This window comes from Rhodococcus pyridinivorans (assembly GCF_900105195.1).
Taxonomy (GTDB): Bacteria; Actinomycetota; Actinomycetes; order Mycobacteriales; family Mycobacteriaceae; genus Rhodococcus; species Rhodococcus pyridinivorans.
In genome coordinates, this window is record NZ_FNRX01000002.1 from 593,450 (window position 1) to 618,230 (window position 24,781).

At 64.0% G+C, this 24,781-nt stretch carries 21 protein-coding genes and 1 pseudogene; 11 read left to right on the top strand and 11 right to left on the bottom strand.

From position 1 onward, the window contains the following. Positions 1-351 precede the first annotated feature (351 nt). From BLV31_RS25985 to BLV31_RS03510, 6 genes and pseudogenes are all read left to right on the top strand, one after another. A complete protein-coding gene (locus tag BLV31_RS25985) occupies positions 352-486 on the top strand; it encodes a hypothetical protein (protein WP_371850688.1) in 135 nt (44 codons plus the stop codon). Positions 487-498: 12 nt separating this feature from the next. Next, positions 499-1,527: pseudogene (locus BLV31_RS03490) on the top strand (site-specific integrase); the annotation flags it as partial. Positions 1,528-1,534: 7 nt separating this feature from the next. After that, positions 1,535-2,548: a hypothetical protein gene (locus tag BLV31_RS03495; protein ID WP_064060024.1), complete on the top strand. Its 1,014-nt coding sequence runs from the start codon at positions 1,535-1,537 to the stop codon at positions 2,546-2,548. Positions 2,549-2,869: 321 nt separating this feature from the next. After that, complete coding sequence (locus BLV31_RS03500; RefSeq protein ID WP_064060023.1) at positions 2,870-3,562, top strand: hypothetical protein; 693 nt, start codon at positions 2,870-2,872, stop codon at positions 3,560-3,562. Further along, positions 3,555-4,676, top strand: a complete 1,122-nt coding sequence (locus BLV31_RS03505) for an XRE family transcriptional regulator (protein ID WP_064060022.1) — start codon at positions 3,555-3,557, stop codon at positions 4,674-4,676. Before BLV31_RS03500 ends, BLV31_RS03505 begins: the two co-directional genes overlap by 8 nt. A 458-nt stretch (positions 4,677-5,134) precedes the next feature. Then, complete coding sequence (locus tag BLV31_RS03510) at positions 5,135-6,955, top strand: ATP-dependent nuclease (protein WP_072740458.1); 1,821 nt, start codon at positions 5,135-5,137, stop codon at positions 6,953-6,955. A gap of 232 nt (positions 6,956-7,187) precedes the next feature. On the opposite strand, the gene BLV31_RS03515 is transcribed toward BLV31_RS03510, so the two are convergent. Then, complete coding sequence (locus BLV31_RS03515) at positions 7,188-8,228, bottom strand: DUF4062 domain-containing protein (protein WP_064060020.1); 1,041 nt, start codon at positions 8,226-8,228, stop codon at positions 7,188-7,190. 433 nt (positions 8,229-8,661) lie between these two features. On the opposite strand from BLV31_RS03515, the gene BLV31_RS03520 reads away from it, so the two are divergent. The 3 genes from BLV31_RS03520 to BLV31_RS03530 all read left to right on the top strand — a co-directional run bounded on the left by BLV31_RS03520 (position 8,662) and on the right by BLV31_RS03530 (position 10,616). Next, positions 8,662-9,120 (top strand): GNAT family N-acetyltransferase, encoded by a 459-nt coding sequence (locus BLV31_RS03520; protein ID WP_162273056.1) that lies wholly within the window; start codon positions 8,662-8,664, stop codon positions 9,118-9,120. Positions 9,121-9,248: 128 nt separating this feature from the next. Then, positions 9,249-9,971 (top strand): YfbU family protein, encoded by a 723-nt coding sequence (locus BLV31_RS03525; RefSeq protein ID WP_064060019.1) that lies wholly within the window; start codon positions 9,249-9,251, stop codon positions 9,969-9,971. A gap of 138 nt (positions 9,972-10,109) precedes the next feature. Beyond that, positions 10,110-10,616, top strand: a complete 507-nt coding sequence (locus tag BLV31_RS03530) for a hypothetical protein (protein WP_064060018.1) — start codon at positions 10,110-10,112, stop codon at positions 10,614-10,616. A gap of 137 nt (positions 10,617-10,753) precedes the next feature. Here the strand turns inward: BLV31_RS03530 and BLV31_RS25990 are convergent, their stop codons facing one another. Continuing rightward, a complete protein-coding gene (locus BLV31_RS25990) occupies positions 10,754-11,107 on the bottom strand; it encodes a type ISP restriction/modification enzyme (protein ID WP_437438431.1) in 354 nt (117 codons plus the stop codon). Between the two features lie 148 nt (positions 11,108-11,255). Beyond that, complete coding sequence (locus tag BLV31_RS25995) at positions 11,256-11,474, bottom strand: type ISP restriction/modification enzyme (protein WP_064060016.1); 219 nt, start codon at positions 11,472-11,474, stop codon at positions 11,256-11,258. 22 nt (positions 11,475-11,496) lie between these two features. Between BLV31_RS25995 and BLV31_RS03545 the strand changes: the two genes are divergently transcribed. Together BLV31_RS03545 and BLV31_RS03550 are read left to right on the top strand one after the other, a co-directional pair. Further along, positions 11,497-13,185 carry an ATP-dependent nuclease gene (locus BLV31_RS03545; protein WP_064060015.1) on the top strand — a complete coding sequence of 563 codons (1,689 nt, stop codon included), beginning with the start codon at positions 11,497-11,499 and terminating at the stop codon, positions 13,183-13,185. 3 nt (positions 13,186-13,188) lie between these two features. Next, positions 13,189-14,946 (top strand): ATP-dependent helicase, encoded by a 1,758-nt coding sequence (locus BLV31_RS03550; protein WP_064060014.1) that lies wholly within the window; start codon positions 13,189-13,191, stop codon positions 14,944-14,946. 772 nt (positions 14,947-15,718) lie between these two features. Here BLV31_RS03550 and BLV31_RS25320 read toward each other — a convergent pair. The 8 genes from BLV31_RS25320 to BLV31_RS24390 form a co-directional block, all read right to left on the bottom strand. Further along, entirely contained in the window at positions 15,719-15,940 is a 222-nt protein-coding gene (locus BLV31_RS25320) for a hypothetical protein (RefSeq protein ID WP_248846162.1), read from the bottom strand. A gap of 628 nt (positions 15,941-16,568) precedes the next feature. Beyond that, positions 16,569-16,727, bottom strand: a complete 159-nt coding sequence (locus tag BLV31_RS24925; protein ID WP_169823810.1) for a hypothetical protein — start codon at positions 16,725-16,727, stop codon at positions 16,569-16,571. A 65-nt stretch (positions 16,728-16,792) separates the two neighbouring features. Beyond that, on the bottom strand, positions 16,793-17,662 hold the full coding sequence (fdhD, locus tag BLV31_RS03560) for a formate dehydrogenase accessory sulfurtransferase FdhD (RefSeq protein WP_064060013.1): 870 nt from the start codon (positions 17,660-17,662) through the stop codon (positions 16,793-16,795). 158 nt (positions 17,663-17,820) lie between these two features. Next, the gene (locus tag BLV31_RS03565; RefSeq protein WP_064060012.1) at positions 17,821-20,181 is read right to left on the bottom strand and encodes an FdhF/YdeP family oxidoreductase; all 2,361 of its coding nucleotides are present in this window, start codon (positions 20,179-20,181) and stop codon (positions 17,821-17,823) included. Continuing rightward, positions 20,178-20,822 carry an MBL fold metallo-hydrolase gene (locus BLV31_RS03570; RefSeq protein WP_064060011.1) on the bottom strand — a complete coding sequence of 215 codons (645 nt, stop codon included), beginning with the start codon at positions 20,820-20,822 and terminating at the stop codon, positions 20,178-20,180. The genes BLV31_RS03565 and BLV31_RS03570 overlap by 4 nt, the downstream gene beginning before the upstream one ends. A gap of 24 nt (positions 20,823-20,846) precedes the next feature. After that, entirely contained in the window at positions 20,847-21,482 is a 636-nt protein-coding gene (locus BLV31_RS03575; protein ID WP_064060010.1) for an MBL fold metallo-hydrolase, read from the bottom strand. Continuing rightward, positions 21,479-22,564 carry an S-(hydroxymethyl)mycothiol dehydrogenase gene (locus tag BLV31_RS03580; protein WP_064060009.1) on the bottom strand — a complete coding sequence of 362 codons (1,086 nt, stop codon included), beginning with the start codon at positions 22,562-22,564 and terminating at the stop codon, positions 21,479-21,481. Before BLV31_RS03580 ends, BLV31_RS03575 begins: the two co-directional genes overlap by 4 nt. Positions 22,565-22,775: 211 nt before the next feature. Continuing rightward, complete coding sequence (locus BLV31_RS24390) at positions 22,776-24,677, bottom strand: sensor histidine kinase (RefSeq protein ID WP_162273055.1); 1,902 nt, start codon at positions 24,675-24,677, stop codon at positions 22,776-22,778. Positions 24,678-24,781 lie beyond the last annotated feature (104 nt).

Genomic DNA, 24,781 nt, shown 5'->3' on the forward strand with positions numbered 1-24,781 from the left:
GTTCTTGGTATCTGGCACAGTACATCGACAGTCTGATCTCGGTCGCACGTTTTGGTAAGGAATGACAGGGCACGTGTGCCGAAAACTATTGTGGGAAAATCGGTTTAATCATAAGGCTATGACTTGGTGTATCTGATGTGGCCCGATCGGTTCGGATGGGGCTGAAGAGTTGAGACGCTCTACTTCCGGAGGGAAGGACTGGGTCGGGGATGAGCGCTGGAGTTTGGCTGCTTATGTCAAACACGTGTGGTGGTGCGCTAATTGCCATTAGCGCACCATCTCCTTCGAACCCCGAGGTGAGCGCGTTTTCCTGCTCGAGAGCGTCGGTGCGGGGCGGTAGGCTCCCGTTCCGTGCCCGACGACATGCTGATGCGCCCGGACGACGTCCCGACGCCTGTACCGACCTCTCCGGACTCCGTCGCGCCGTCCGTGCCGGCTCTGTCGGTCGAGACCCTCGCCCAGGTGGCGGGGACGGCGGCGCGGTAGCGGTCGGAGTCGACCTGGCGTAACTACGCCGCGGACTGGGACCGGTTTACCGCCTGGTGTCAGCGCGAAGGGCACGCCGCGTTGCCGGCGCATCCGCTCACCGTCGCCGCCTACCTCCACGACGCGGCATCGACGGTCACGGAGGCAGGGGAGCGGGCCTACTCCCCGGCCACCCTGGCCCGGTGGGTCGCCGGCATCGGCTTCCACCACCGCCGCGCCGGCCATCCCGCTCCCGGCAGCGACGAGCTCGTGGCCGCGACCCTGTCCGGGATCCGCCGGGACTACGCCGCCGCGGGGGAGCGCCCGCGCAGTCCGCGGGCGCCGCTGCTGACCGCCGACATCGTCACCATCGTCGAGAAGATGCGCGCCGATACCGGCAGTTGGGCCGCGGAGGTCCTCGAACGCCGCGACAGTGCCATCCTGCTGCTGGGTTTCGCCGGGGCGTTCCGCCGCAGCGAACTCGTCGCCCTCACCTGCAGCGATGTCTCCGTGCATCGGCTCGACGGCCTGCACATCCGCCTGCGCAAGTCCAAGACCGATCAGGAAGGGCGGGGGAGTGTCCGGGCGCTGCCGTTCACCCACAACCACGTGAGTTGCCCGCCCTGTGCGTGGCTGCGGTGGGCACAGGTCGTCGCCGCCTTCGACACCGGGGGCCGGCCCGCCGTCATCCGGCTGCTGCGCACTGCCGAGCCGTTCGAGGCGCACGTGTGCCGGGGCTCGCGCCCGCGCATGGTGCCGTCCTCGCCGTGGTTGCGGGCGATCCGCAAGAACGGCAACCTCTCCGACACACCCCTGTCCGGGGCCGCGGTGCACAAAGCGATCCGCCGCCGCGCCGAGCAGGCCGGCTACGACCCCGAGACCGTCGCGCAGTTGGGTGGGCATTCGCTGCGGGCCGGGTTCGTCACCCAGGCCTTCCGCAACGGTGCGTCCGCGCACGCGATCATGCGCCAGACCGGGCACAGCACCCCCGCCATGCTGGAGACCTACGCCCGCGAACACGCCCCACTCATTGGGAACGCTGTCACGAATCTCGGGTTGTGAGGGCGCGATGATCCGCACCGTCCGAGAGCTCTCCCGCCACAACGATGTTCACGATGCCGCCCTGGGCCTACGCATCCCGAGTCGCTACCGCCAGGACTGGATGCTGTTCGCCGACTGGTGTCTTGCCGCCGACCACCGCCCTATTCCCGCCTCGCCCGAGACCCTGGCGCTGTTCCTGCACGAGCACCCGGCCGCGATCGCGACCCAGCGGCGCCGCCTGTCGGCGATCAACGCCGTCCACACCCGCCACGGCTACCCCCCGCCGGGGCGCACCGAGACGGTGCGCCGGCACCTCGACACCACCCGCGCCCACCGCCTCGACCGGCTCGGACGCCTCCTACTACAGCGAGCGGCCGAGCTGCCCACCGAGGGGTGGCCGAGCGGACTGTTCGGCCGCCGCGATGCCCTGCTAATGGTCCTCGCCGCCACCGGCATGAGCTTCACCGACATCACCCGGCTACGCCGCCGCGACCTCCGCCTCGACAACGGCGCCCTGGTGGCCACAGCCCGGACCGGTGAACGATTCCGTCTCCCACCGGATCCCGAGACCGGGGGCAATCCCACCGCCGATATCTATCGGCGGTGGGCGGAGGTCCAGGCGTTCCTCGACCAGTACCCCGGCACGCACCTGTTGCGTCATCACCTCACCGATCCCGTCGAGATCGTTGCGGATCCGCTCGATGCGGAACAGGGCCGGCAACCGTTGCTGCCTCCGATCGACCGCTGGGGACATCTCCCTCACGCGCAATCCGTGACCCCCCAATCGGTGTCGATGTTGGTGCGCGCACACCTGTCCGGCCGGGCCCCGGTACGGAAGGCTCTTCCCGTTCCCCCGCAGGACGACATCGGTACGTCGGTCGAGTCCGACGTCATCCTCGATTCCGGCTACTACGAGCGCGGCATCACAGCTCGGCGCCGCGACCACGAGGCACTCGGAGACCTCACCGATGTCTTCGGGGAGATCGAACAGCGGGCCGACGCGCTGTTGGATGAGCTGCTCGCTGTACTGGAAAACCTATAATCGGCAGTTGTGGGAATCTTCCGCAGCGCCCGCAGGCAACACAAGCCTCCCGCAATCGCTGCGCCACGGCAGCCGGCCGTGGCGCCCACTCTGTGACCGATTCCGGTCCCACCCCGAAAATGCGCACCCCAGTGCTCGTCCAGCAGCATTCTCGTGACTAATCTCAGTCTGGCAGGGGCCAGCTCTCCACAGAATCCCCGCGATCGCGAGACATGACATGCCGACGCGCACACCTAAAGCGATACTGCGCGAACCATGTGTCAGAATGAAGTTGATCCTGGCCGAATCCGCGGCTCCGGACGAGGATTCAGGAGGTTCCCCATGGTCCCGGAATCACCCACCGACGCTCTCGGCTCTCACGCTGCCGGTGTTCGCGATCTGGTTGTCGAGGTTGTGCGATCCAGGCACGGCCTCTTCGCGGAGGCGCACCAAGTGTCGGGAACCCGGTACTCGATGGGGTTCGGCAGCCAATGGCGCGACCTCCTGGATGATACCCATGACGCGCTGACGGGCCGGGGTTTCCAGTCCTACAAACTGACCCCGGCGGGCTACAAGCTCCCCATCGTCAATAACTGCTTGGTGTACGTGTGGCGCGTCCCGGAGGGCGTGGACGCGATCTCCAGGTTCGCGTCGAGCCCGACGAAGAAAAGTGGTTTCACTGCACCGCCTCCTGATCCGATGTTGTTCGAGCCGGGTTTCGCGGACGAGGGCGACCCGGCGGCTGACATTCTCGAAAAGGACGAGCTCACGAGCATGATGGAGGCTGTCGGCGACACGATGCCGTTAGTGCTCGTCATGGTCCAGTCGTCGCCGTGGCAGCTGCAGTCGATTACATGGGCGATCGCCGTCCTCGACGACTCCGGCAAGGTCAGGCTGCGCGGGCAGGAGATCATCTGGGAGCCTGCATCGACCCTCGGCGAGGCGGCGTCTGATGTCGAGGCGTTCGACAGCGGCACACCCCATGGCCCCACCCTCGAACCACAGAAGCAGGAGGGAACCCGACCGGATGAGTGAGGACACCCCGAGCCTCTTCGGTCCGCCCAGTTCCTGGCAGACACACAGCCGCTTCGAGCCGGCACGGCTGACTCAAGCCCGTGTCCGTTTCGGCATCAGCAAGTCAGACCTGGCCACCGAGGTGGGCGTGTCGCCCGCTGCGATCGGGCAGTACGAGGCCGGAGTCAACTCGCCGCGGCCCGAAGTCCTCGACCGGTTGGCGCAAGCCCTGAAGGTGCGCCCGGGATTCTTCAGTGTGGGCCGTCCGTTGGCGCGCATCGACACGGTCAACGCGCACTTCCGGAGCCTGCGGTCAGCGCGCGTGAGCGACCGCCAGAAGGCGTTGGCCATGACTACCTTGGTGTGGGAGCTGACCTTTGCCCTTGAACGGTATGTCAAGCTCCCAGAGGTCGATCTGCCCGCTGTGCATGCCGGGACCTCTCCTTCGAACGCCGCCGAGCTCCTGCGGAGGCACTGGAACCTGCCCGACGGACCGGTCAAGCATCTGGTCGCCACGGCGGAGTCCCGGGGCATCGTGATCGCAGTGCGCCCGCTCGGCGAGATCGACGCGGTGGATGCCTTCTCCGTCGTGATCGTGGACCGCCCCATCATCGTGACGACGCCGCGCCGCAGCGAGAACGTCTTTCGGCACCGGTTTTCCATCGCGCACGAGATCGGTCACCTGCTACTGCATGCCGAGTCCGGCGAACACAACGCGGCCATCGAACGCGAAGCCGACGAGTTCGCCGCCGCGTTCCTCACCCCTGCGTCGTCGATGGATGCGGCCCTCCCTCAACGGCTCGATCTGGCAGCTCTGGACCGGCTGGGTAGGACGTGGGGAGTCTCACCACATTCACTGGTCCGTCGGATGGTCGAGCGCGGCCGCACCACCGAATCGTCTGCTCGACGGGCATACCAGCGCCTTGCCATGGTCCACGACCCGACCGCTGACCCGACGGGCGCGTTCCCGGGGGAAGTGCCAACTCTTCTGGAGAAGGCTGCCGCGCTGGCTGCGGACCACGGTGCAGGCGTGCCCGTCCTCGCCGAAGTCCTCAAAATCAGCCCCAGGCAGGTACGCGACCTGATCGGAGTGGTCGATCAGCGCCCCACGCTGCGTCTCGTCGCCGGCGAATGACGACGGCAGAACTGGTTGTTGGTGTCCATCGTTTCCGAGGGGGATCGATTCGGACCAGCTCGCTTGCGGTGGTGTCGGCGATCCAGCTCGACCCGTCGGACGAATGACTCGAAGGCCGACGCTATCTCGGCCTCGACGTGCTGACTCGATTCCGTCTGAACACCGTCGCCGATACCGACAGTGAGATGTGAGCGGATACCATGCCTGCACTCAGTACCTGAGACCTACGGGTTACACAGCGCTACAACACTTCTGGGACTGGACCCAAAGTCCCTGGCGTCTGCAGTGACTGAACGATTCTCGGCTTGAGCACCCATCTCCTGACTATGTGCTCAGGTGTTCATGCAGACGACCGCTTGTCGAATGGTGGTCCGTCCACAAGGACATGCTCGATAGCACAACGCGCGGCGTCATTGAGATCCCCGCCTGAGTGCAATCCCACCCGTAGGTTGAGCTTCGTGCATATAGATCGTGTAGACGTCGAACGATTCCTGGGATTCGAGCAGCTGAGCATCGAAGTCGATCCTCGGCTGCAGCTGATCGCTGGACCGAACAACGCCGGCAAGTCGTCACTCCTCCGCGTGCTCGAGGCGTTCTTCTCCGACCCGTCGAGCGAGGACCTCCAGGGGTTGAAGCCGTTGCACGAGTACTACGTCTACGGCGGTCCACGCATGCTGTCGAGCATCCAGGTCCAGTTCAGCGGCCTGACCGAACAAGAAGCGCAGTTTTTCGCGGATGCGGTCGTGAGAAATGGGACGTTCTGGGTCAAGATCTCGTGCACTCGAAGCGGAAAGATCAGTTATCACGCGAGCCGCAAGTCTTCCCGGGCGCGGGAGCTCTACGAGCGGGTGCTCGAGTCCTTCAGCTTCGTGAAGATCCCGTCAGTACGCGTAAGCGAGACCGGCGACGGCCAGAACGACCAGTCACTGCTCCGCCTGCACGAGACCCTCGAAGGGGTGCTGGTGCGGTCGGGCGGCTCGCGGAAGACGCAGTTGCAGAAGGAATTCGAGGAGGCGATCGCCCCGGTCGAGGAACTTGTCCACAGGGTGCTGAGCGAGTCGGTGGAGGCGGTCGCCGCGGAGTTGCCCTTCCGTGAGCGAGACCTGGGCATCAAGCTGCCTGACTCGCGGCACGCCTTGCGCGGCATGCTCCAGAACGCCGTCATCACCAGCAAGGACGAGATCGAGGTCTCGATCGCTGAGCGCGGCACCGGATTCCAGTCCGCGATGGTGCTCGGAGTCCTCCGATATGTTGCATCTCGGAGCAAGCAGACGGCGGGGAAGGTCGTGTTCGTGATTGAGGAGCCCGAGGCCTTCCTTCACCCTCAGACCCAGCGGGCGATGGCGAAGATCCTCAGGGACATCTCCGCCGACGCGCAGCTCGTCGTGACGACCCACAGCCCAGTCCTGGTGGACTCGTTCTCCGTCCGCCAGATCGTCCGACTGCCTCTGAGCCCGTCCGGGATGACGTACACGGCGAAGCGCCACCAGCTGTCCGACGCCGACGAAGGTCGCCTGTCGAGGTACTGCGACGCGACCAACAGCGAGCTGGTGTTCGCAAGTGCGGTCATCCTCGTCGAGGGGCACGGCGACAAGCTCCTGATCGACTACTTGTTGGAGCGGATCACCGGCGGGGCAGGCGGCCACTACGCCCTGGGCATCGCCGTCATCGAGGCGTCGAGCATCGACAACATCCCTCATCTCATCCGGCTCGCTCAGCTCTTCGGTGTGCGCGCCTACGTCATCACGGACAAGGACGGAGTGCACAAGGCCGGCGGCAATGGCAAACGCAAGCTGCTGGAAATACTGAAGGTAAAGGAGCCGGGTCCGTCGCAAGCGGACCTTGCGCAGATCCGTGCATTGGCCGACGCCGAGGTGGCGAACCTGAAAGCCGCGCTCTCGCAGCAGGCCGACCTGAATGCGGTACTCGAGCCCTGGGACGCCTTCGTACTCGCATCCGACCTCGAAGGCCTGCTCATAGACACAGTCGGGCAGAAGAACCTCGTCGAGATGCTCGGTCCCTCCGGTGAGAAGCAACTAGACCGCGCGACCGCGGAGAAATACGCAAAGGGACCTCAGGGGAAAGAGGAACTCGCGTCCTGGTTGGGTTCGAAGGGTTGGAACTCACTGCGGAAGACCTCCAACAAGACAAAGCCCCACCTCCCGTCGGCTTTGCTACGAGAGCACCTGAGTTCCCGACCATCTCTCCCTCAAGCCGTTCGTCCGCTCGACGACTGGCTCCGAGGCATCGTCAGGGAGCACCAGCGGTCGCCTCTGTGAGCGGTGACCCTCTCGCTCTGCAGCCCCGCCGAACATCGCGTTCCAGACGCTGACTACATCGACTCTTCAATAGTCGAACTCGCCTTCGCCGATTAAGCATTGGTCGATGCATCGGACATGGAAAACACAACATCGCCTGGATCGCCGCATACGTCGATCGAGGATGTATGCGCTGATCGGCAGACCCGCGCCGTGCAGGAGACTGGCATCTAATCACGGCGCGCCTTCGACGCTAGATGTCGACCTTGGTGACTGTGCTGGGAATCGCGCGAAGTGACACCAAGTACTGGTCACCGGCCGGAGTGAGCTTCCAGTAGACGGACTTGTCGCTGACTGTGCGTTTCTTCGTGCCCGTGGTGATCAGACCCAGCGCCCTCAGCTGCACGATGATCGCGCCCCACGCTTTGTCGGAAATCTCTGCAGACTCGTTGTACCAGCCCCTCGACCAAATGACGCCGCCGTCGTTCTGGATCTCGCGCAGCATGTGATTGTTGAACGTCTTTCGCAGCACCGGCTCCGGTGCCTCGTCGATCATGAACGGACCAAGCACCTCGACGATCTCGTCCCAGGTATAGGTGAGATCACCGTCCTCCATGCGATCTCCGTTGAGGAACCCCTTGTGGGCGAGCTCCAGTTCGATCTTGTCGTCACCGTACGCGAAACGCTCGTCGAGCTGCGTCGGCTCTGCCGCCGAGGTCTCGGCTTCCTTCTTCTCGAACTGGGCGATCTTCGCCTTCAGCTCGGCGATCTCCGCCCGCGTCTCCGGGGTCATCGCCTGGTTGCCGCGCACCCACCCCGGTCGTGGGTTGGTCCTGATCAGGTGCATCAGACCGCGGGTGACCTTGGAGCCGAGGTCCTCGGCGTTCTTCCAGTCCTTCGTCATCTTCAGCTGGACCTTCTTGCGAAACTCTGCGAGCTTCTTTGCGGCCGCATCGCTCCGGTCGGTCTTGCCGACAGGGATCTCGTCCGGTTCTGCTGGGACAAAGCCCATCACCGGGATGCCGATCTCGACTGCGTAGTCGTACTCCTTCTCGGTGTAACTGATCCCTTCTTCGGTGGTTGACCCGTACCGGCCGCCCAGGATCACCAGGTAGTAGTCACTCTGCTCGATGACACCTTTGATGAGCGTCCACTGGTCGGTGTCGGCGGTGGGGAACAGCTCCATGCCGGCCGGGAGGCAGTCCATCTCCAGCAGGGCCTGCATGACCTCGCGGCGCTCATCGACAAGGTCGGTGAACGTTGAGCTGATGAAGACCTGGTAGCGCCTTTCCATGATCGCGATGCTATCGAGGAGCGGATCGTGCGGCTCGCCGTCGACACACTGGAGCGGGGCGTGTCAGGGACGAGATCTCGGCGATGCCCGGCCCTGCAACCATCACGACACGTGTTGTGGAGGACCTTATGAGTTCCCGGAGCAGCTCGGCGGTTGGGAACGCCCTCGGCGGCAGCCGACAACCGAACCAGCTGAGTGACGATCAGTCGGGAGGGACGGGAGGGGACGGAACGAACGTCAGGCGCCTAGTCCGTTGGAAGCGCGGACTCGGCACGGAAATCGCCGCAGCCTTGGTGCGTTGGCGCCGCCCATATCTAGCGGCGTGGCTCACCGCGGGTTCCGACTGGGCGGCAACTGTCCGGATCGAAGCTTTGAGGTGATGTGCTGTTGGTCGATCACAGAGGCAGACCCTTTCGCTGTTAACGTCGCTGCCATGCCGGCATTCGTGGTTGTACCAACAATCGTCGAATTCGAAGGTCTCGTCGATCTTCTGAGTCTTGCCGTTGGAGGAACCGATCCAGAGCGACTCGACCGCGCCTGCGCGTGTTACCGTGCTGGACCGGCCGAATTGGCGGCAGTGTTCGCGGAGGATTCGCCTATCGGCGTCGTCGGCTACCTCTGTCATGCGGGTACGCCTCGCACAGTCGAGCTGCTCCATATCGCCACCGATCGCCGCTGGCAGCACCGAGGTATCGGTACTGCCCTGGTTCGCTGGGTTCAAGCCCAGTATCCCGGCGCCCTGATCGAAGCTCAGACAGATCACGATGCAGTGGGCTTCTATCGGTCGATCGGGTTCGGTATCGAATCGCTCGGTGAGTTGTATCCCGGCGTCGAACGGTTCCGAGCGGTCTCGAAGTCCCGCTCCGCTTCGGAGGACCATCAGGTCCATTGAGCACGTCCTGCTAGTGGAGCGGTAAACAGCACAGCGTCCGGGGACGCCACGCACGCCGCGGCGTAATGCGGTATTACAGTGATAAGTACTGTATTCTTATCTGTAGTTCAGACTACATGGAGGATCCGATGGCCACCCTCACGCTCCGCGTCAGCGACGAGACCCGAGAGGAGCTTGAGGCGCTGGCCCAATCCAAGGGCACGACCGTCAGTGCATTGTTGCGGGACCAAATCGATCAGTTGCTTGGTCGCGACGTGGAGATGCGTCGCGGCGATGTTCCTCAGTCACTGACGATGACCGAACGGCTGCTGCTCGCGAACCAGTCGAGGATCTTGGCCGCTCTCGTGCCCGATGAGGCCGACTACTACGCACGGCGAAGCGAAACTCTCGAGGAAGGGTACGCCGGCGAGTACGGCGACGTGTTCGCTGCGGTCGGTCCGGAACTCACCCGCACCGAATGCGCCTTGGTCTGGGACTTGCTCGATATGTTCCGCGTCCTGGGCGCAAGCATCGAGGCGCTCAGCCCCGCTGATCGAGCCGTCCTCGGGAAAGAACGCATCGACCGGCTGCAGTTCCGGGGATTCGACATCAGCGATGAGCTGGAAGGTCGACTGCTGTCATATGTGCAGTATCTGGTGCGCGGAAGGAGATGGTCGGAAATCGGTCCACGACTGGGGGAGATCGGCGACGACGGCAACTCTCATCACCGCTGTTTACCCTTTTACCGACTTCTGCTGGACACCTACCGGCCGATCATCACCGCCCGCGCCAAAAGCCGGGGATATTCTCTCGATGCCTATCGTCTCGACCTCGAAGAGCTCATCGAGTTGGCGGAGGTCAGCTTCCGATGACGCGGATCTGCATAGAATCCGCAACTGCGGGCGTAGGTCTGAAAGCCATAGGGTCGGGAGCTAACGTCACCGACACAGCGACTACCTGGTTCAACTCCCGGACTCACTTTGCCCCCTCCACTGACAAGATCCCCGCCTGTGCACGCCTTCATCGATGAGTCCAAACGTGACGGCTACATGCTCTGCGCTGTCACCGTCGCCGCCGGCGACATCGCGGCTCTACGTAAGCAGGTGGATGCACTGCGTCCGCGAGGCAGTGCACGGATCCACATGAAGTCTGTCAGCAAGAAGGACGCGCCGAAGCTGGTCACCGAGGTAGCAAAGCTCGACGCCGCCAGCCGCCTTTACATCGTGAAATCGGGCAAGATGCCCGAACGAAGCGCTCGCGATCTCACTCTCGGGGCCGCTGTTCGCGATCTGGCCACGCTCTCGGTGAGCCGGGTCCTCATCGAATCTTGCAACCAGGACCGGGAAGACAACCGGACGATCCGCGACGCCTTGGGCGCCGAGGCGCCGTTCGTCTACGACCATGCTTCACCGAGCGATCCACTGTTATGGCTCCCCGATATCCACGCATGGGCCTGGGGTCGCGGGGGGCAGATGAGAGCGAAAATTGCGCACCGAATCGAGGTGTTCAGGCTTTAAGAACAAGAAGAACCCCACCCGTGGGGTGGGGTTCTTCTTGAGCATGATGGGCGCGCAAGGCTGGAAACCGCTAGCTGGAGCTGCCCCACAGGGGTCCTTACGCTCCGGAGACCTCCTACACGAACCACTTCCCTCGGCTATTGCCTCGGGCACCCCAAACGGTACCACCATCCACCACTCAGGGACTTGCTCGTCTCACTTCCTCGATCTCCCCCCGGGCCGATCATGACTAAGACGTGTGCAAGCGAGTCGACGATCTTCAATGTCTCGACCGCGACCGTCATCACGCGACGGATGAGGTCGACTACGTAGGTGGGGTTCTCGTGTTCGTCGCACGAGTCGTTGGGGTCGTTGACTATCCTGGATGTTCTGTCGGTCTTGGCCTGGTAGCGGTGGTCGATGCTCCATGCCAACGCCGACCGAGACCCGAGCATGTATCGCTCAGCGACCTCCGGGATACCGGTGATGGTGACCTTCAGGTTGTAGACGATGGTGGTGCGGTCGTCGACGTCCTGCCGGTCTCGGGGTCCTTCTCCTTGGCCTACTTGAGCTTCGACACCCGCTGTGTCTCACGATCCTCCGCAGTGGCCTCCTTCTTGACCTGCATATCTAGGCCTTACGGCTGCGCAGTCTCGGAATTCACGTGCAGGTCTGCGAGGCGACGGCCGACGGCTGCGACTGCTCGAACCGATCCCGAGTCTTCGGGTTCGGGATGTGCGGAAGCATTTTCTTCAAGTCCGCCGCGTAGGTTTCGCGGTAGATCGGGTCGTAGAGCAGGCCGTAGACATAGTAGAAGACGTCGTCCTTACTCACCTGGTCGCCGACCGCGCCGCGGTAGGAAGTACAGCTAATCTTCACAAGTCGAGGCTACGGTGTCTCCGTGAGATTGAGCCGAATCGCGGTCAAGAACTTCCGCAACCTTGTCGATATCGATGTTCCACTGACCCGCCATACTGTGATCGTTGGCGAGAATCGGTCTGGCAAGAGCAACCTGCTGCACGCGATGCGACTTGTTCTCGACAACACGCTGTCAGGCGACCAGCGACGGTTGCGGCCAGAGGACTTCTGGGATGGGCTTAAGGCTGCAGACGGAGACCCGACCAGCAGCGGTGAGATAGTCGAAGTGTCCCTGGAAGTCACCGATTTCGAGGATGAAGCCTCCGTCGTCACAACTCTCGGCGATGCGCTCGTGACTGGAAGTCCGTTGACCGCTCGGCTCACCTATCGGTGGGAGCCCGATCCGCGGGTCGATAAGGAGGTGGTCTACCGAGCGCGCCTGTACGGAGGCGCCGCCGAACGGCCCATTTTTGCCGGAGACGTGCGTGATCGCCTAATCACCGTGTTCATGCACGCTCTCCGCGATGTCGAGAGCGACGTCAAGAGTTGGCGCCGATCGCCGCTTCGAGCGCTTCTCGAAGCGGCTTCCCAGAGTGCATCCCCTGCCGACCTCGAAAAGGTCCACAAGGCCATGAAGGCAGCAAACGACACCCTGAACAAGCTGGACCCGCTCGTCACGCTGAGTAACGACATCTCCACCAGCACTACAGCCGCCGTCGGGGCGGACCAGGGGTTGGAAGCGACCTTGGCCGCGGCACCCCCGGATCCACGAAGGCTCATACGGGCAATGCAACTGTTCGTCGACGGCACTGCCCAACGGCAGCTAACCGGCACCAGCCTTGGGGCGTTGAACGTTCTGTACTTCTCGCTACTCGAGTTGCAGCTCAAGCAACGATTGGAGAGTTCGGAGGTCGCGCATGTGCTACTCGCCATCGAAGAACCTGAGGCGCACCTGCATCCGCATCTCCAGCGATTGCTGTTCAAACATCTGCAGCAGGATGACGTCAACCGATCAACAGTCGTCACTACCCATTCGCCGCACATCGCGAGCGCGACCTCAGCACGGAACCTGGTCATGCTGCGCGCGACACCCGGCGGCACCGTTGCACACGCAGCTGCTGAGGCGGACATGGCCCAGGACGAGTGGGACGACATCGACCGGTACCTGGACGCGACTCGCTCGGAACTTGTCTTCGCCCGGCGGGTACTGCTCGTCGAAGGCGTCGCCGAGCAGCTCATGGTCCCCGCCCTCGCACGCACGATTGGCGTGGACCTGGACAAGGTTGGTATCTCGGTGTGCGCCATCGGCGGAACCCATTTCGCTGCATACATCAAGCTGTGCCGGGCACTGGGCATCCCGTGGGCAGTACTGACCGACGGAGACCCCGACATCAAGGTCACCGGTGCTCGCCGCAAGCAGCTGCTGGAGCAGAAAATCGGCGCGGACCCGGACGCCATTTTCGTCGGTGCAACTACGTTCGAGCACGACATCATCGTGGCATCGGACTCGAATCGGTCCGCGATCGTTGCGCTGCTGACCGACCTTCTCGACGACACCGAGGACACCCGAACCGTGAAAGCCTGGGAGCAAGTGACTCCAGGAGTGAAGGAGTTCCTCGACATGATCTCGACGATCGGCGGCAAGGGACGCTGGGCACAACGGTTGGCAAGCACGCAACTTTGCCCGCCGGCGCATCTTGCCGCCGCACTCGAGTGTCTGCTGGAGTCTTGAACCATGATGGGACTGCGGCAGGCGATAGCCGAGCTGGAGAAGAACCCCAGGCAGCGGGAAGCATTCCACCACGACGGTCACTGCGTCGTCCTCGCCCCACCTGGCAGCGGTAAGACGAAACTGTTGACTACAAAGGCGGTCTGGCTGGCAAACAACGCTGTCGACCCGGGCCGCGGACTGGCATGCATCACGCTCACGAACCCGGCTGCAACCGAGCTGCGCACCCGAATCAGACACCTCGGGCAGCCAGTCGGACGCACGGTCACCGTCGGCACAGTCCACTCGTTCGCCTGGTCGCACATCATCCGGCCATTCGCCTCTGCAGCGGGGTACCCGGAGTGGTCGAAGTACACACTGGCACCGCACGGCGAGACCACTGCCGCGATGCGAGAAGCCATCCGCCGAGTGTTCAGCCCGCACGAGGACACCCGCAATGTGGGCTCGACGGTCAAGCGCAACCGCAAGCTGTGCCTCGCCGAGGACGGATGGAACGCCACAGGCCCACGCATCCGCACGGTAGCCCGTGAGTACGAACGCCTGCTGCGGGGCAGAGGGTACGTCGACTTCGAGGACGTCATCGCCATGGCGGCACGCCTGGTCGAGGGATACCCCTTCGTGAGAACGGTTCTTCATGCCCGCTACCCGTACTTGATGGTCGATGAATACCAGGACCTCGCGCCAGGGCTGCACCGCATCGTCACCGCGCTCTCGTTCGATGACGGGCACACGACGCTTTTCGCTGTGGGTGACCCGGATCAAGCCATCTACGGATGGACCGGCACCCGACCGGAGCTCCTGCTTGAGCTCGCCGGGCACGAGTCCGTTCACCGGGTAGATCTGCGTATCAACTATCGATGTGGGGCGCTCATCGCGGCGGCGGGTCGCCGAATCCTCGGTGGTGACAGGCCCGAGGTCGTGACGTCCCGAGAGGGCGGTTCCGTTACCACACGATGCGAACCAGGCGGATTGGACGCCCAGGCGAACTACATAGCCAGCCGGATTGTGGAGTTGCACGCAGACGAGATTCCGCTGCACGAAGTTGCCGTGCTGGCTCCCACCCACGACGACTGCGACGAGCTCGTCATTACTCTTCGAAATCACGGCATACCGGTGGCTTGGCGAGCAGATTCATACTTGTCAACGCCGCTGACGATCACGTTGGAGTCCTTTGCCGCGTGGGCTTCCTGTGGCCGCGAGGACAGCGGCTACAGGCTGGGTGACCTTCTGGATCAGTGGCAACAGCTCGGTGACGGACAGGCTCTGCGATCTGGCACAGATGATGTCGTCGCAGTTCTCCTCGCTGCGGCGGCGGACACCTCCGCGGGCGAGTTCGTCGAGACTGTCGTTGCGATTATGGAGTCAATTGGAGCTCTGAACGCTCTCAGGTCGGACGATGCCAACGAACTCGTCAATATGCGTGAAGCCCTGGGCCCTTCCGGGGGGATGGCCCACTTTTCCGTGCGCGACCTGGGCCGTCTTCGCCTTCGGGACGGACGCGTCGAGGTATCGACCATGTCCGCGAGCAAGGGACTGGAGTTCGATCATGTCTTCATCGCAGCGCTGGAACAGGGCAAGCTCCCGTTCTACTCGTCCGTTCGAGGGTCGGCAGAATGGGAAGAGGACCGACGCAAGTTCTACGTCTCGTTCACCCGGGCCCGAGAAACGGTCGAGATTCTCTACTCCGGTTGGTACACGGCGCCATGGGGCGGTCGGAAAAGCAACGGACCAAGCGTGTTCCTACGCGAATCTGGATTGGTTTAGCGAGTGGCGCCCCTCCTGACTCAGTTGACATAAGAGCGCCCTATCGGCAGGGGAGGGGCGATGCACGCAGGGCATGCTTCGCACGCACAGCGTGCAGTGCAAGCATCGCGATGCAAGGCGTGCATCGCCGTTTCTCTGGTTGGCAGGTGGATCCTCGCTGGGGTTCCTCACCCCGAACAGCGATCGCCTCCACGCAAGCATCCCTGCCGCAAGAGGTACGGCGGGTATGTCGGAGCTATTGTGAAAGAAAGACTTTCGGCTCGGAGGGCCGCAACTCTCGCAGCCGGCATCATTGTTGCGAATTCACCTTCTCTGTGACCTCGGTCAACCCTCGTGGCGTGCCCACCTGATGCGGTGAACGTCGAGATCGCCGAGCCTTGCCTGCAATTCGTGTACGAACAACCTGGCCGCGACATCGCGGCGCGCATCGCGCCGCCATCCGTGCCGGTCTTCAATCCGGCGAAGGCAACCATTTTCTGGGAAGCGATGAAGCTTCCCGTTCGCTGGAGCAGGAAAGTGGACCCACCGCATGGCCCTTGTGACACTGAACAGCCGGATCGACCGAGTTCCGCCTGCGAATCCGGTACAAGCAGCGGTATTGGCGTCGACCGCGCGGCCCGCGCACCGTCACCACCTCCGAAGCTACGCACGATTACGCACGTAGTTGCGCACACTCGCCGGCTCTGGCATCGTGGACTGTGCCCAGGGCAGTAGCACTGGTGAAGTGAACCCGGCAGCCTTCCGGACGGTTGGTGAGCCGGGTTTCGCGTTTCTATTCCACGGTCATCGTCTTGCCGATCAGCGGCCGCACGCGAGCGGGCCATTCGCCCCCTTGGTCCAGGCACCACGCGACCGCGTCCGGAATCCACAGCATCGGTTCTTGTTTGGCCCGCAGATGGTGATAGGTCAGCTGGTCACGCAGCCCGTGCTTGCCGGTGGCCTCGAACAAGATTCGCCGGTCGGACTTGACCGTCGAATCGTCCTGCTCGAGCAACCAACCGGGAGAGCGGTATCTCGGCCAGGTCGCCGACGAGTGCTTCGAGGCATCGGGGACGTCCGATTTTGGGTGCGAGTTCGGCCGCATGGTAGACGCGGACGTGTATATCCAAGGTCACCAACGCCGAGCAGATCGCACGCCGACGTGTGTCGCGTTCGGACTTGAAGTGAATGCGTTCTTGGCCTTTCAGTCGCAACGCCGTCAATGTCCGACGGGCCTGGTCCAGCACGGACGGGTCGGCTACCGCAGCGACCACCATGATGCCGCGGACGGTGTTTTCGTCGATGAAGGCCTGCACGGCTACCGAGCCTAGAACGGGCACGATTACCGTCTGCCGGGCCTACGCTGAGACCGGCAAGGCGAGCTGACATGCAGGTCTTCTATGGCAGGAACAGTGCGTGCACGCATTGCACGCATTGCACGCGGAGCGTGCGACGCAGCCCTTGCCAGCGTTGCTGGCGGCGAGTGTCGATCGTCAGCATAAGCAGTACCGATGTGACGTGTGCGTCTCGTGCCGAGGGGCCGAGCCCGGTAGGGAACGGGAATGAGTACCGAGAGCTGTCGATCAGGTGTCCAGGGTTGGCCGCCCAGTCAGGAGTCTTTGCAACCGTTTGGGTCTCGGCGATCAGCGGCGAGCGTCACGCCGAGGTGCGCGGGGGTTTGAGTCGGGTTCGGCATGGTCGAAGGGTTCGCCGGTCAGTGCTTCGACCACTGCGGCGAGGTCGGTGTCGGTGAGATCGTTGTTGTCGGCGACGGGGTCGACGGTCTTGCGGCGGTAGGTCATCTGGAAGTCCTGTGCTCGATGGGGGTGTCTATCTGTGTTCGCATCCACATGGTCTGAGGGGCGGGTCAGCTAGAACTCTGGTGCGGGGATGACGCGTTGATGGATCGGTCGCAGCTGTGGAGCCGGTTCGGGTGGGTGTAGATGTTCATGGTGTCCCCGCGAAGGAATCCCACGAGGGTCAGTCCGGCGTCGTGGGCGAGGTCGATGGCCAGGGATGAGGGGGCGGAGACGGCGGCCAGGATGGGGATGCCGGCCATGACGGCTTTCTGGGTCAGTTCGAAGGAGGCGCGGCCGCTCACGACCAAAACGGTGCGCCGCAGCGGCAGCCGCCGATGCTCGATGGCCCAGCCGATGATTTTGTCGACGGCGTTGTGCCGTCCGACGTCTTCGCGCAGGGCGAGCAGGTCACCGTCGGTGGTGAACAGGCCGGCGGCGTGCAGCCCGCCGGTGCGGTCGAAGGTCGTCTGGGCGTGCCGGAGCGTGTCCGGCATCGTCGCCAGGACGTCCGGATCGACGACGATCGGGTCGTGGGCGGGGGAGTGGCGGGTGCGTTGGCGGATCGCGTCGAGGGAGGCCTTGCCGCACACGCCGCACGAGGAGGTGGTGTAGAAGTTGCGTTCGAGCCCGGTCTCGGGCAGGTCGATGCCGGGGGCGAGGTCGATGTCGAGGACGTTGTAGGTGTTGCGTCCGTTCTCGTCTGTGCTGTTGCAGTAGCGGATCGCGGTGATGTCGTCGCGGTCGGTGATGATTCCTTCGGTGAGCAGGAAGCCTTGGGCGAGTTCGATGTCGGAGCCGGGGGTGCGCATCGTGACCGCGAGTGCGGTGCCGTTGAGGCGGAGTTCGAGGGGTTCTTCGACGACCACGGTGTCCGGCCGCACCGACCGGTGTTGCGCCTCGAGTCGGGTGATCCGCGTGCGGGTGGTTACTCGTCCCATGGATCGAATCCATCCTCATGAATACCGTAATGGCCTACGAGTAGACGCTGTTCGATCCCGGGTATGGGCAGCGGCAAGGACACCCCGAGGTAGCGCAACGGCAGCTGGAGGGTCGCAACGACGGCGTGGGCGATCAAGGTCAGCATCGGGGTGTGCCTTTAGGTGGGAGTGGGATCGAGTTCACGGCGGGACATCTCCGGCGCGTCCTCGGATCTCGCGTGGGGGTCGAGGCGGATGGTGATCGCCTTGGAGACCGGGGTGTTGGATTTGCGGGCCACATGGTCCAACGGCACGAGGGGATTGGTTTCGGGATAGTAGGCGGCGACATTGCCGACCGGAGTGGGGTAGGGAACGAGTCGGAAGTTCTCGGCCCGGCGCTGTTCGACGGTGCCGTCGGGGCGCGTCCATTCGGAGATCAGATCCACCCGCTGGCCCGGGATGAATCCGAGGGTGTCGATGTCGTGGGTGTTGATGAACAACACGCGTCGGCCGGCGGTGATGCCGCGGTAGCGGTCGTCGAGGCCGTAGATGGTGGTGTTGTATTGATCGTGGCTGCGCAGGGTCTGCAGGATCACCCGACCGTCGGGTACCGGCAGCCAGTGCAGGTCGTTGACGACGAAGGTGGCCTTGCCGGTGGCGGTGGTGAAGCGGCGCTCGTCCCGCGGCGGGTGGGGCAGGACGAACCCGTCCGGTTGCCGGACGCGGGTGTTGAAGTCCTCGAAGCCGGGGATCACTCGGGCGATGGCATCGCGGATGCTGTCGTAGTCGTCGGCGAACCGCGCCCACGGCACGGGATGGGCGGGACCGAACAGGTGCTGGGCGAGTTCGCACACGATGGCCACCTCGCTGCGCAGATGTGCACTGGTGGGAGGGAGACCACCGCGGGAGAGGTGCACCACCGACATCGAATCCTCCACCGACACCAGTTGCCGGCGCCCGCCACGGATGTCTTTGTCGGTGCGGCCGAGCGAGGGCAGGATGATCCCGGTGGCCCCGTGCACAAGATGGCTGCGGTTGAGTTTGGTGGAGACCTGCACCGTCAGGGCGCAGGTGCGCAGCGCGGCGGTGGTGACCTCGGTGTCGGGGGTGGCGGACAGGAAGTTGCCGCCCATGGCCATGAACACCGACGCGTGTCTGTCGCGCATGGCGCGGATCGCCTCGACCGCGTCGAAACCGTGCGCGCGGGGGCAGGTGATGCCGAACTCGGTGTCGAGGGCGGTCAGGAACGATTCGGGTACCTTTTCCCAGATGCCCATGGTGCGATCACCCTGGACGTTGGAGTGCCCCCGGACCGGGCATACCCCGGCCCCACGCTTGCCGATCATCCCGCGCATCAGCAGCAGCGCCACGGCATCTTGGATGGTGGCCACGCCGTGGGTGTGCTGGGTCAGGCCCATCGCCCAGCAGATGATCGTGCCCTTCGAGGCGATCAGCGCGGCGGCGGTGGCGTCGAGTTGTTCGCGGGTCAGGCCTGTTGCCGTGAGAACCGTGCCCAGGTCCACCGTCCGGATGTGCGCGGCCCACTGCTCGAATCCGGCGCATTCACTATCGAGGAAGTCGCGGTCGAGGACGGTGCCGGGAGCGCGGTCCTCCGCCTCGAGCAACAGTTTTGCCAGGCCCTGGAACAATGCTTGATCGCCGCCGAGGCGGATCTGCAGGAACTCGTCGGTGATCTGCGCACCGTCGCCGACCACACCGTGGACCTTCTGGGGGTCCTTGAAGCGCAGCAGCCCGGCCTCGGGGAGCGGGTTGACCGCGATGACTTTGGCGCCGTTGGCCTTGGCTTTTTCCAGCACCGACAGCATGCGCGGATGGTTGGTGCCGGGATTCTGGCCGGCGATGAGGATCAGGTCGGCGTGCTCGAGGTCGGTGACCGATACCGAGCCCTTGCCGATGCCGATGGTCTCGGACAGGGCGGTGCCGGAGGATTCGTGGCACATGTTCGAACAATCCGGCATGTTGTTGGTGCCGAACGCCCGGATCATCAGCTGGTAGACGAAGGCCGCTTCGTTGGAGGTACGCCCGGAGGTGTAGAAGATCGCCTCGTCAGGGTTCGGCAGGGCACGTAGATGTTCGGCGATCACCGTATACGCTTCGTCCCATCCGATCGGCTCGTAATGCTCGCTTCCCGGGCGGATGATCATCGGGTGCGTGAGCCGGCCCTGGCGGCCGAGCCAGTAGTCGGTGCGCTCGAGCAGTTCCGGTACCGAATGGCGCGCAAAGAAGTCCGGGTCGACGGTGCGGGTGGTGGCTTCTTCGGCGACCGCCTTGGCGCCGTTCTCGCAGAATTCGGCGAGCTTGCGGTGGCCGGGGGTTTCCGGCCAGGCACAGCCCGGGCAGTCGAAACCGTGCCGTTGATTCAGTTTCGCCAGGGTGCGGGCGGTACGCACCGGCCCCATCTGCTCGAGACCGTGCCTCAACGAGACCAACACCGCCGGCACCCCGGCGGCATAGGTCTTCGGAGCAGTGATCTGCACATCGTTCTCGTCGTAGACGAGCGGGTCGGTAATGTCGGTCATGCGCTGTGTCGCACCCATCGATCGGTCGGCAAGAAGACCTCACCGAACAGGAAACTGTCACCGCGTCCGGGATAGACGCGAGTGTCGGATGGTAAGTCCGATAAGAGCGCCAACCCCCCATACGGGGTGCGGTGAGGTCCGGACGGCTCAGAGCTGTCTCCAAGCGCGTCGCCGGTGAACAGGGCCTTCAACCTCGGAAAGTGCAGCGACACAGAGCCCGCAGTGGCAGAGGGGGTGTGCACCACGTGGAGTTCTTCGCCGGCGACAGCGATGCGCTGACCGTGCTCGAGTCGCCAGTACCGGGACTCGTCGTGCGTTTCTTCCCACAGGGCGTGATCGGCCGGGTGCAGCAGCACCGGTGCGCACAGCGCCCACGCCACATCCACCGCAGCCGCGGTATGGGCACGGCCACCTTGGGTGCAGATCACGGCGGTCACGCGGCGATCCCCGATCGCGGCCACGATCGTCTCCGGGTTACCCGGGGCATCGACGACGACCACATCGTGGTCGTCCCCGAGCACCCAGCAGTTGGCAGGCAATGACGATGCCCGGTTGCTGGTACTCGCGTCAGCGCTGTGGTTTCTGGAAACGCGGTCGAAACGGAACCATCCGTGTGCCGCGGGGTTTTCTGCAGTGTTCATAATTTCTTTCAGGCACCGGCGGCGTCAGCTGCCGCGCTTGATCCACTCCTCGAGATGCGGCGACTCGGTGCCGATCGTGGTCCCGTCCCCGTGCCCGGTGTGCACCTTCGTCTCCGCGGGCAGGACGAACAGCTTCTCGCGGATCGACCCGATGATGGTCGGGAAATCCGAGAACGAGCGGCCCGTCGCGCCCGGTCCGCCGGAGAACAGGGTGTCGCCGGTGAACAGCTCACCCGCTTCCGGCAGGTACAGGCAGGTCGAGCCCGGCGAGTGACCCGGGGTGGCGATCGCCTGGATGTCGGTGCCGGCCACCCGGATCCGCTCGCCGTCCTCGAGCGTGCCGTGCGCGACACCCGGGTGGGTCATCTCCCACAGCACGTCGTCGGCCGGGTTGAGCAGGATCGGCGCGTCGAGCTTCTCGGACAGCTCCGGCGCCACGGTGATGTGGTCGTTGTGGGCGTGCGTGCACACGATCGCCACGACCTTCCGTCCACCGACGGCGTCGATGATCGGTTGCGCGGTGTGCGCGGCGTCGATCACCACGACCTCGGAGTCGTCGCCGACGAGCCAGATGTTGTTGTCGACCTCCCATTCGCCACCGTCGAGCGCGAAGGTGCCCGACGTGACGACCCGGTCGACGCGGATCGGCGAGGTGCTCACAAGACCACCACCGAACGGAGGACCTCACCGCGGTGCATCGTCTCGAACGCCTTCTCGACGTCGTCGATGCCGATGCGCTCGGTGACGAACTTCTCGAGCGGCAGGCGCCCCTGCTGGTACAGGTCGACGTAGGTCGGGAAGTCGCGCTCGGGCAGGCAGTCGCCGTACCACGAGCTCTTGAGCGAGCCGCCGTGCGAGAAGAAGTCGATGAGCGGCATCTCGAGGGTCATGTCCGGCGTGGGCACGCCGACGAGGACGACGGTGCCGGCGAGGTCGCGGGCGTAGAAGGCCTGCTTGTACGTCTCCGGGCGGCCCACCGCGTCGATGACGACGTCCGCACCGAAACCGCCCGTCAGCTCCTTGATCGCCTCGACCGCGTCGACCCCGCTGGAGTTGACGGTGTGGGTCGCGCCGAGGTCGGTGGCCCACTCGAGCTTCTTGTCGTCGCGGTCGACGGCGATGATCGTGACGGCGCCCGCCAGGCGCGCACCCATGATCGCGGCGTCGCCGACACCGCCGCAGCCGATGACGGCGACGGACTGGCCGCGGGTGACCCCGCCGGTGTTGACGGCGGCACCGAGACCGGCCATGACACCGCAGCCGAGCAGGCCGACGACGGCCGGATCGGCGCTCGGGTCGACCTTGGTGCACTGACCGGCGTGGACGAGGGTCTTGTCGGCGAACGCGCCGATGCCCAGCGCCGGGGAGAGTTCGGTGCCGTCCTCGAGTGTCATCTTCTGGGTGGCGTTGAAGGTGTCGAAGCAGTACTGCGGCTGACCGCGCTTGCATGCGCGACACTGGCCGCACACCGCGCGCCAGTTCAGGACGACGAAGTCGCCCACGGCGACCGAGTCGACGCCCTCACCGACGGATTCGACGACACCGGCGGCCTCGTGGCCGAGCAGGAACGGGAACTCGTCGTTGATGCCGCCCTCGCGGTAGTGCAGATCGGTGTGGCACACGCCGCACGCGGCGATCGCGACGACGACCTCACCGGGTCCGGGATCGGGGATCACGATGGGCACGACCTCGACAGGCGCTCCCTTCGAGCGAGCGACGACTCCGCGGACTGTTTGCGACATGACATTCCTCCGATGATCTGGATAAGCGAATGAGGGTGTGATCGAGCGCTCTCGGGTGGGATAACGACGAAGCAGCGCGACAGGTTCAGTCAACGATGTAAACAGTACGAGGATCAGCGAGATTAAGGACCTGACCGAACGAACAGCTCGACCTGACCGAACGAACAACTGCGCCACCCGGTGGCCCAGCGTCTGGTGGCATTCTCGAGTTCTATCTCGGCATTCGGCTGCGATGGGCGTGGCGTCCTGCCCCCGATGTGGACAACGGGCGAGGATGGTGAAGGGCAGCGACAGGAGCCGCGTGGTTCAATCCGGCCAGCAAGGACGCAGGAAGATACACACTTGCCGTGATACCGGTGCCACGCGGGGAATCGAAGGTGGGTCGAAGTGTCACCTGGATTCGATGTCGGGCCGCGAGCCGGGCCACGACGAACAGTCCCATCTGTCGAGGGGCATGGATCTCGGTAGCGTCGGGCACCGTCATGCGGGTGTTGATGTCGGGGAGTAGGTGAGGGGGGATTCCGACACCGGCGTCGGCGATTTCGAGCAGAATCCCACCGTCGACGGCGACTGAGAAGGCGAAGGTCACAGTGGTGTCGGGTGTGGACGCACGCAGGGCGTTGTCGACGAGCTCGGCGATCAGGTGAACTACGTCGTGTACGGCCGTACCGATCACGACACCGGCGGGAGCGGTGCCGATCCGGACCCGTTGATAATCTTCTACCTGCGAGACTGCCGCTCGAAGAACGTCATTGAGGGGACACGGATCATGCCGTGTCTGTGATGGACTCCCGGCCAGCACCAGCAGGGATTCACCGGTGCGTTTCATGCGGGTGGCCAGATGGTCGAGTGTGAACAAGTGCCCGAGCCGATTCGGGTCTCGCTCCTCGTGCTCGAGCGCTTCGATCAATGCCAGTTGTTGCTGGATGAGGTCGGTGGTGCGGCGTGCAAGGGTTTCGAGCATGCCGGCGACCTGAGTACGCAGTCGTGCTTGCTCACCGGCCAAGCGCAGCGCGGTGTGGTTGACGATCTCGACGGCCTGGAGGAGACCACCGATCTCATCGGTGCTGCTGCCGGTGACCGAGGGCGTGGGCAATGAGGTGGGATCGGTACCGTCTTTGACGTGGGCGATCGCGGCCGGCAATTCGTGGTGGGCGATATGCAGGGCTTGCTCTCGGGCTCGGCGGGCCTGGCCGACCATCGACTGAGCGACACCCAACGCCAGGAGGATCGCCGCTGCCAGGAGGGAAAGGACGAGCCCGGCATCACGGAGAGAAGCGGCACGTGCAGTCGCGGTGGCAGTGTCGAGTACGTCGGCGATAGTTTTGGTGGACGCCGTCATCGCGCTGCGGTAGTGCTCGGAACTTCCGACCAGGGAGGTGCGCAGTTGTTCGATTGTTTCCTGACGCGTATCAAAGGCAGTCGCTAAACCCTGTCGTCGCTGCGCTTCGGCGCGTAGCCATTCAATGTCGGGGGAAACTGTTGTGGCAGTAAATGATTCCGAGAGTGTGGCCAGCTCGAGGCCTACCGGTATCGTTGCTGCTGCAATACCGGTACGGGGATCGTCGATCAGCATGCCGAATGCGGTGACCTGGTGTAGCAGCAGCCGTTGGGTGTCCCATACTTGAAGAAGCTCGGAACCGGCGATGAGCGCCGGAGTGTTGTCGATTCGATCGAGCATGGCTCGGATCACGTGGCGTACCGAGGTCAGGAACGCATCTGCATGTTCGCCTGTGATTTGCGTCGACCACTCATTCCGATCGATCGCTTGCTCGAGCTGCTGACCGTGCCCCAGTAGCTGGGTGAGTTGGTCAGCCAACCGGGGGTCCAGGTCCGGACGTGCAGCCAATTGTTCGACCTGTTGGTGAGTATGAAGGTGCATTTCGGCAGGCACTGGCGGCAATCGCAGCATGGACAGTCCGGCATCGATCGCTATCGTGGTGCCGTATTCGACCACGGCCGGGAGAGCGCGGGCTTGCTCGGCGAGCGCTGAGAGCTGTTCGACCTGATCTATCTGGTCGTTGATACGAACACTGGCGAATCCGGTTGCCGCTAGTACGGGCACGCACACGACCGCCAGTAGTTTGTATCGGATGCTCCAATTGCGAATCATGAACATTACCCGTGTATTTCTGCTCGTTTCACTGCCGTGCCTGCCGGTCAGGACAGTGCATCGTTGCTGTCATCGGTCGCTCATCCCGATGCGATCGTCGGCAC

What these genes read in the sequence shown, in the direction of transcription:
- BLV31_RS03495 (WP_064060024.1), top strand. Translation starts at nt 1,535, where the DNA reads ATGATCCGCACCGTCCGAGAGCTCTCCCGCCACAACGATGTTCACGAT.
- BLV31_RS03500 (WP_064060023.1), top strand. Translation starts at nt 2,870, where the DNA reads ATGGTCCCGGAATCACCCACCGACGCTCTCGGCTCTCACGCTGCCGGT.
- BLV31_RS03505 (WP_064060022.1), top strand. Translation starts at nt 3,555, where the DNA reads ATGAGTGAGGACACCCCGAGCCTCTTCGGTCCGCCCAGTTCCTGGCAG.
- BLV31_RS03515 (WP_064060020.1), bottom strand. Translation starts at nt 8,228, where the DNA reads ATGGAAAGGCGCTACCAGGTCTTCATCAGCTCAACGTTCACCGACCTT.
- BLV31_RS03520 (WP_162273056.1), top strand. Translation starts at nt 8,662, where the DNA reads ATGCCGGCATTCGTGGTTGTACCAACAATCGTCGAATTCGAAGGTCTC.
- BLV31_RS03525 (WP_064060019.1), top strand. Translation starts at nt 9,249, where the DNA reads ATGGCCACCCTCACGCTCCGCGTCAGCGACGAGACCCGAGAGGAGCTT.
- BLV31_RS03550 (WP_064060014.1), top strand. Translation starts at nt 13,189, where the DNA reads ATGATGGGACTGCGGCAGGCGATAGCCGAGCTGGAGAAGAACCCCAGG.
- BLV31_RS24925 (WP_169823810.1), bottom strand. Translation starts at nt 16,727, where the DNA reads ATGACCTACCGCCGCAAGACCGTCGACCCCGTCGCCGACAACAACGAT.
- fdhD (WP_064060013.1), bottom strand. Translation starts at nt 17,662, where the DNA reads ATGGGACGAGTAACCACCCGCACGCGGATCACCCGACTCGAGGCGCAA.
- BLV31_RS03565 (WP_064060012.1), bottom strand. Translation starts at nt 20,181, where the DNA reads ATGACCGACATTACCGACCCGCTCGTCTACGACGAGAACGATGTGCAG.
- BLV31_RS03570 (WP_064060011.1), bottom strand. Translation starts at nt 20,822, where the DNA reads ATGAACACTGCAGAAAACCCCGCGGCACACGGATGGTTCCGTTTCGAC.
- BLV31_RS03580 (WP_064060009.1), bottom strand. Translation starts at nt 22,564, where the DNA reads ATGTCGCAAACAGTCCGCGGAGTCGTCGCTCGCTCGAAGGGAGCGCCT.
- BLV31_RS24390 (WP_162273055.1), bottom strand. Translation starts at nt 24,677, where the DNA reads ATGATTCGCAATTGGAGCATCCGATACAAACTACTGGCGGTCGTGTGC.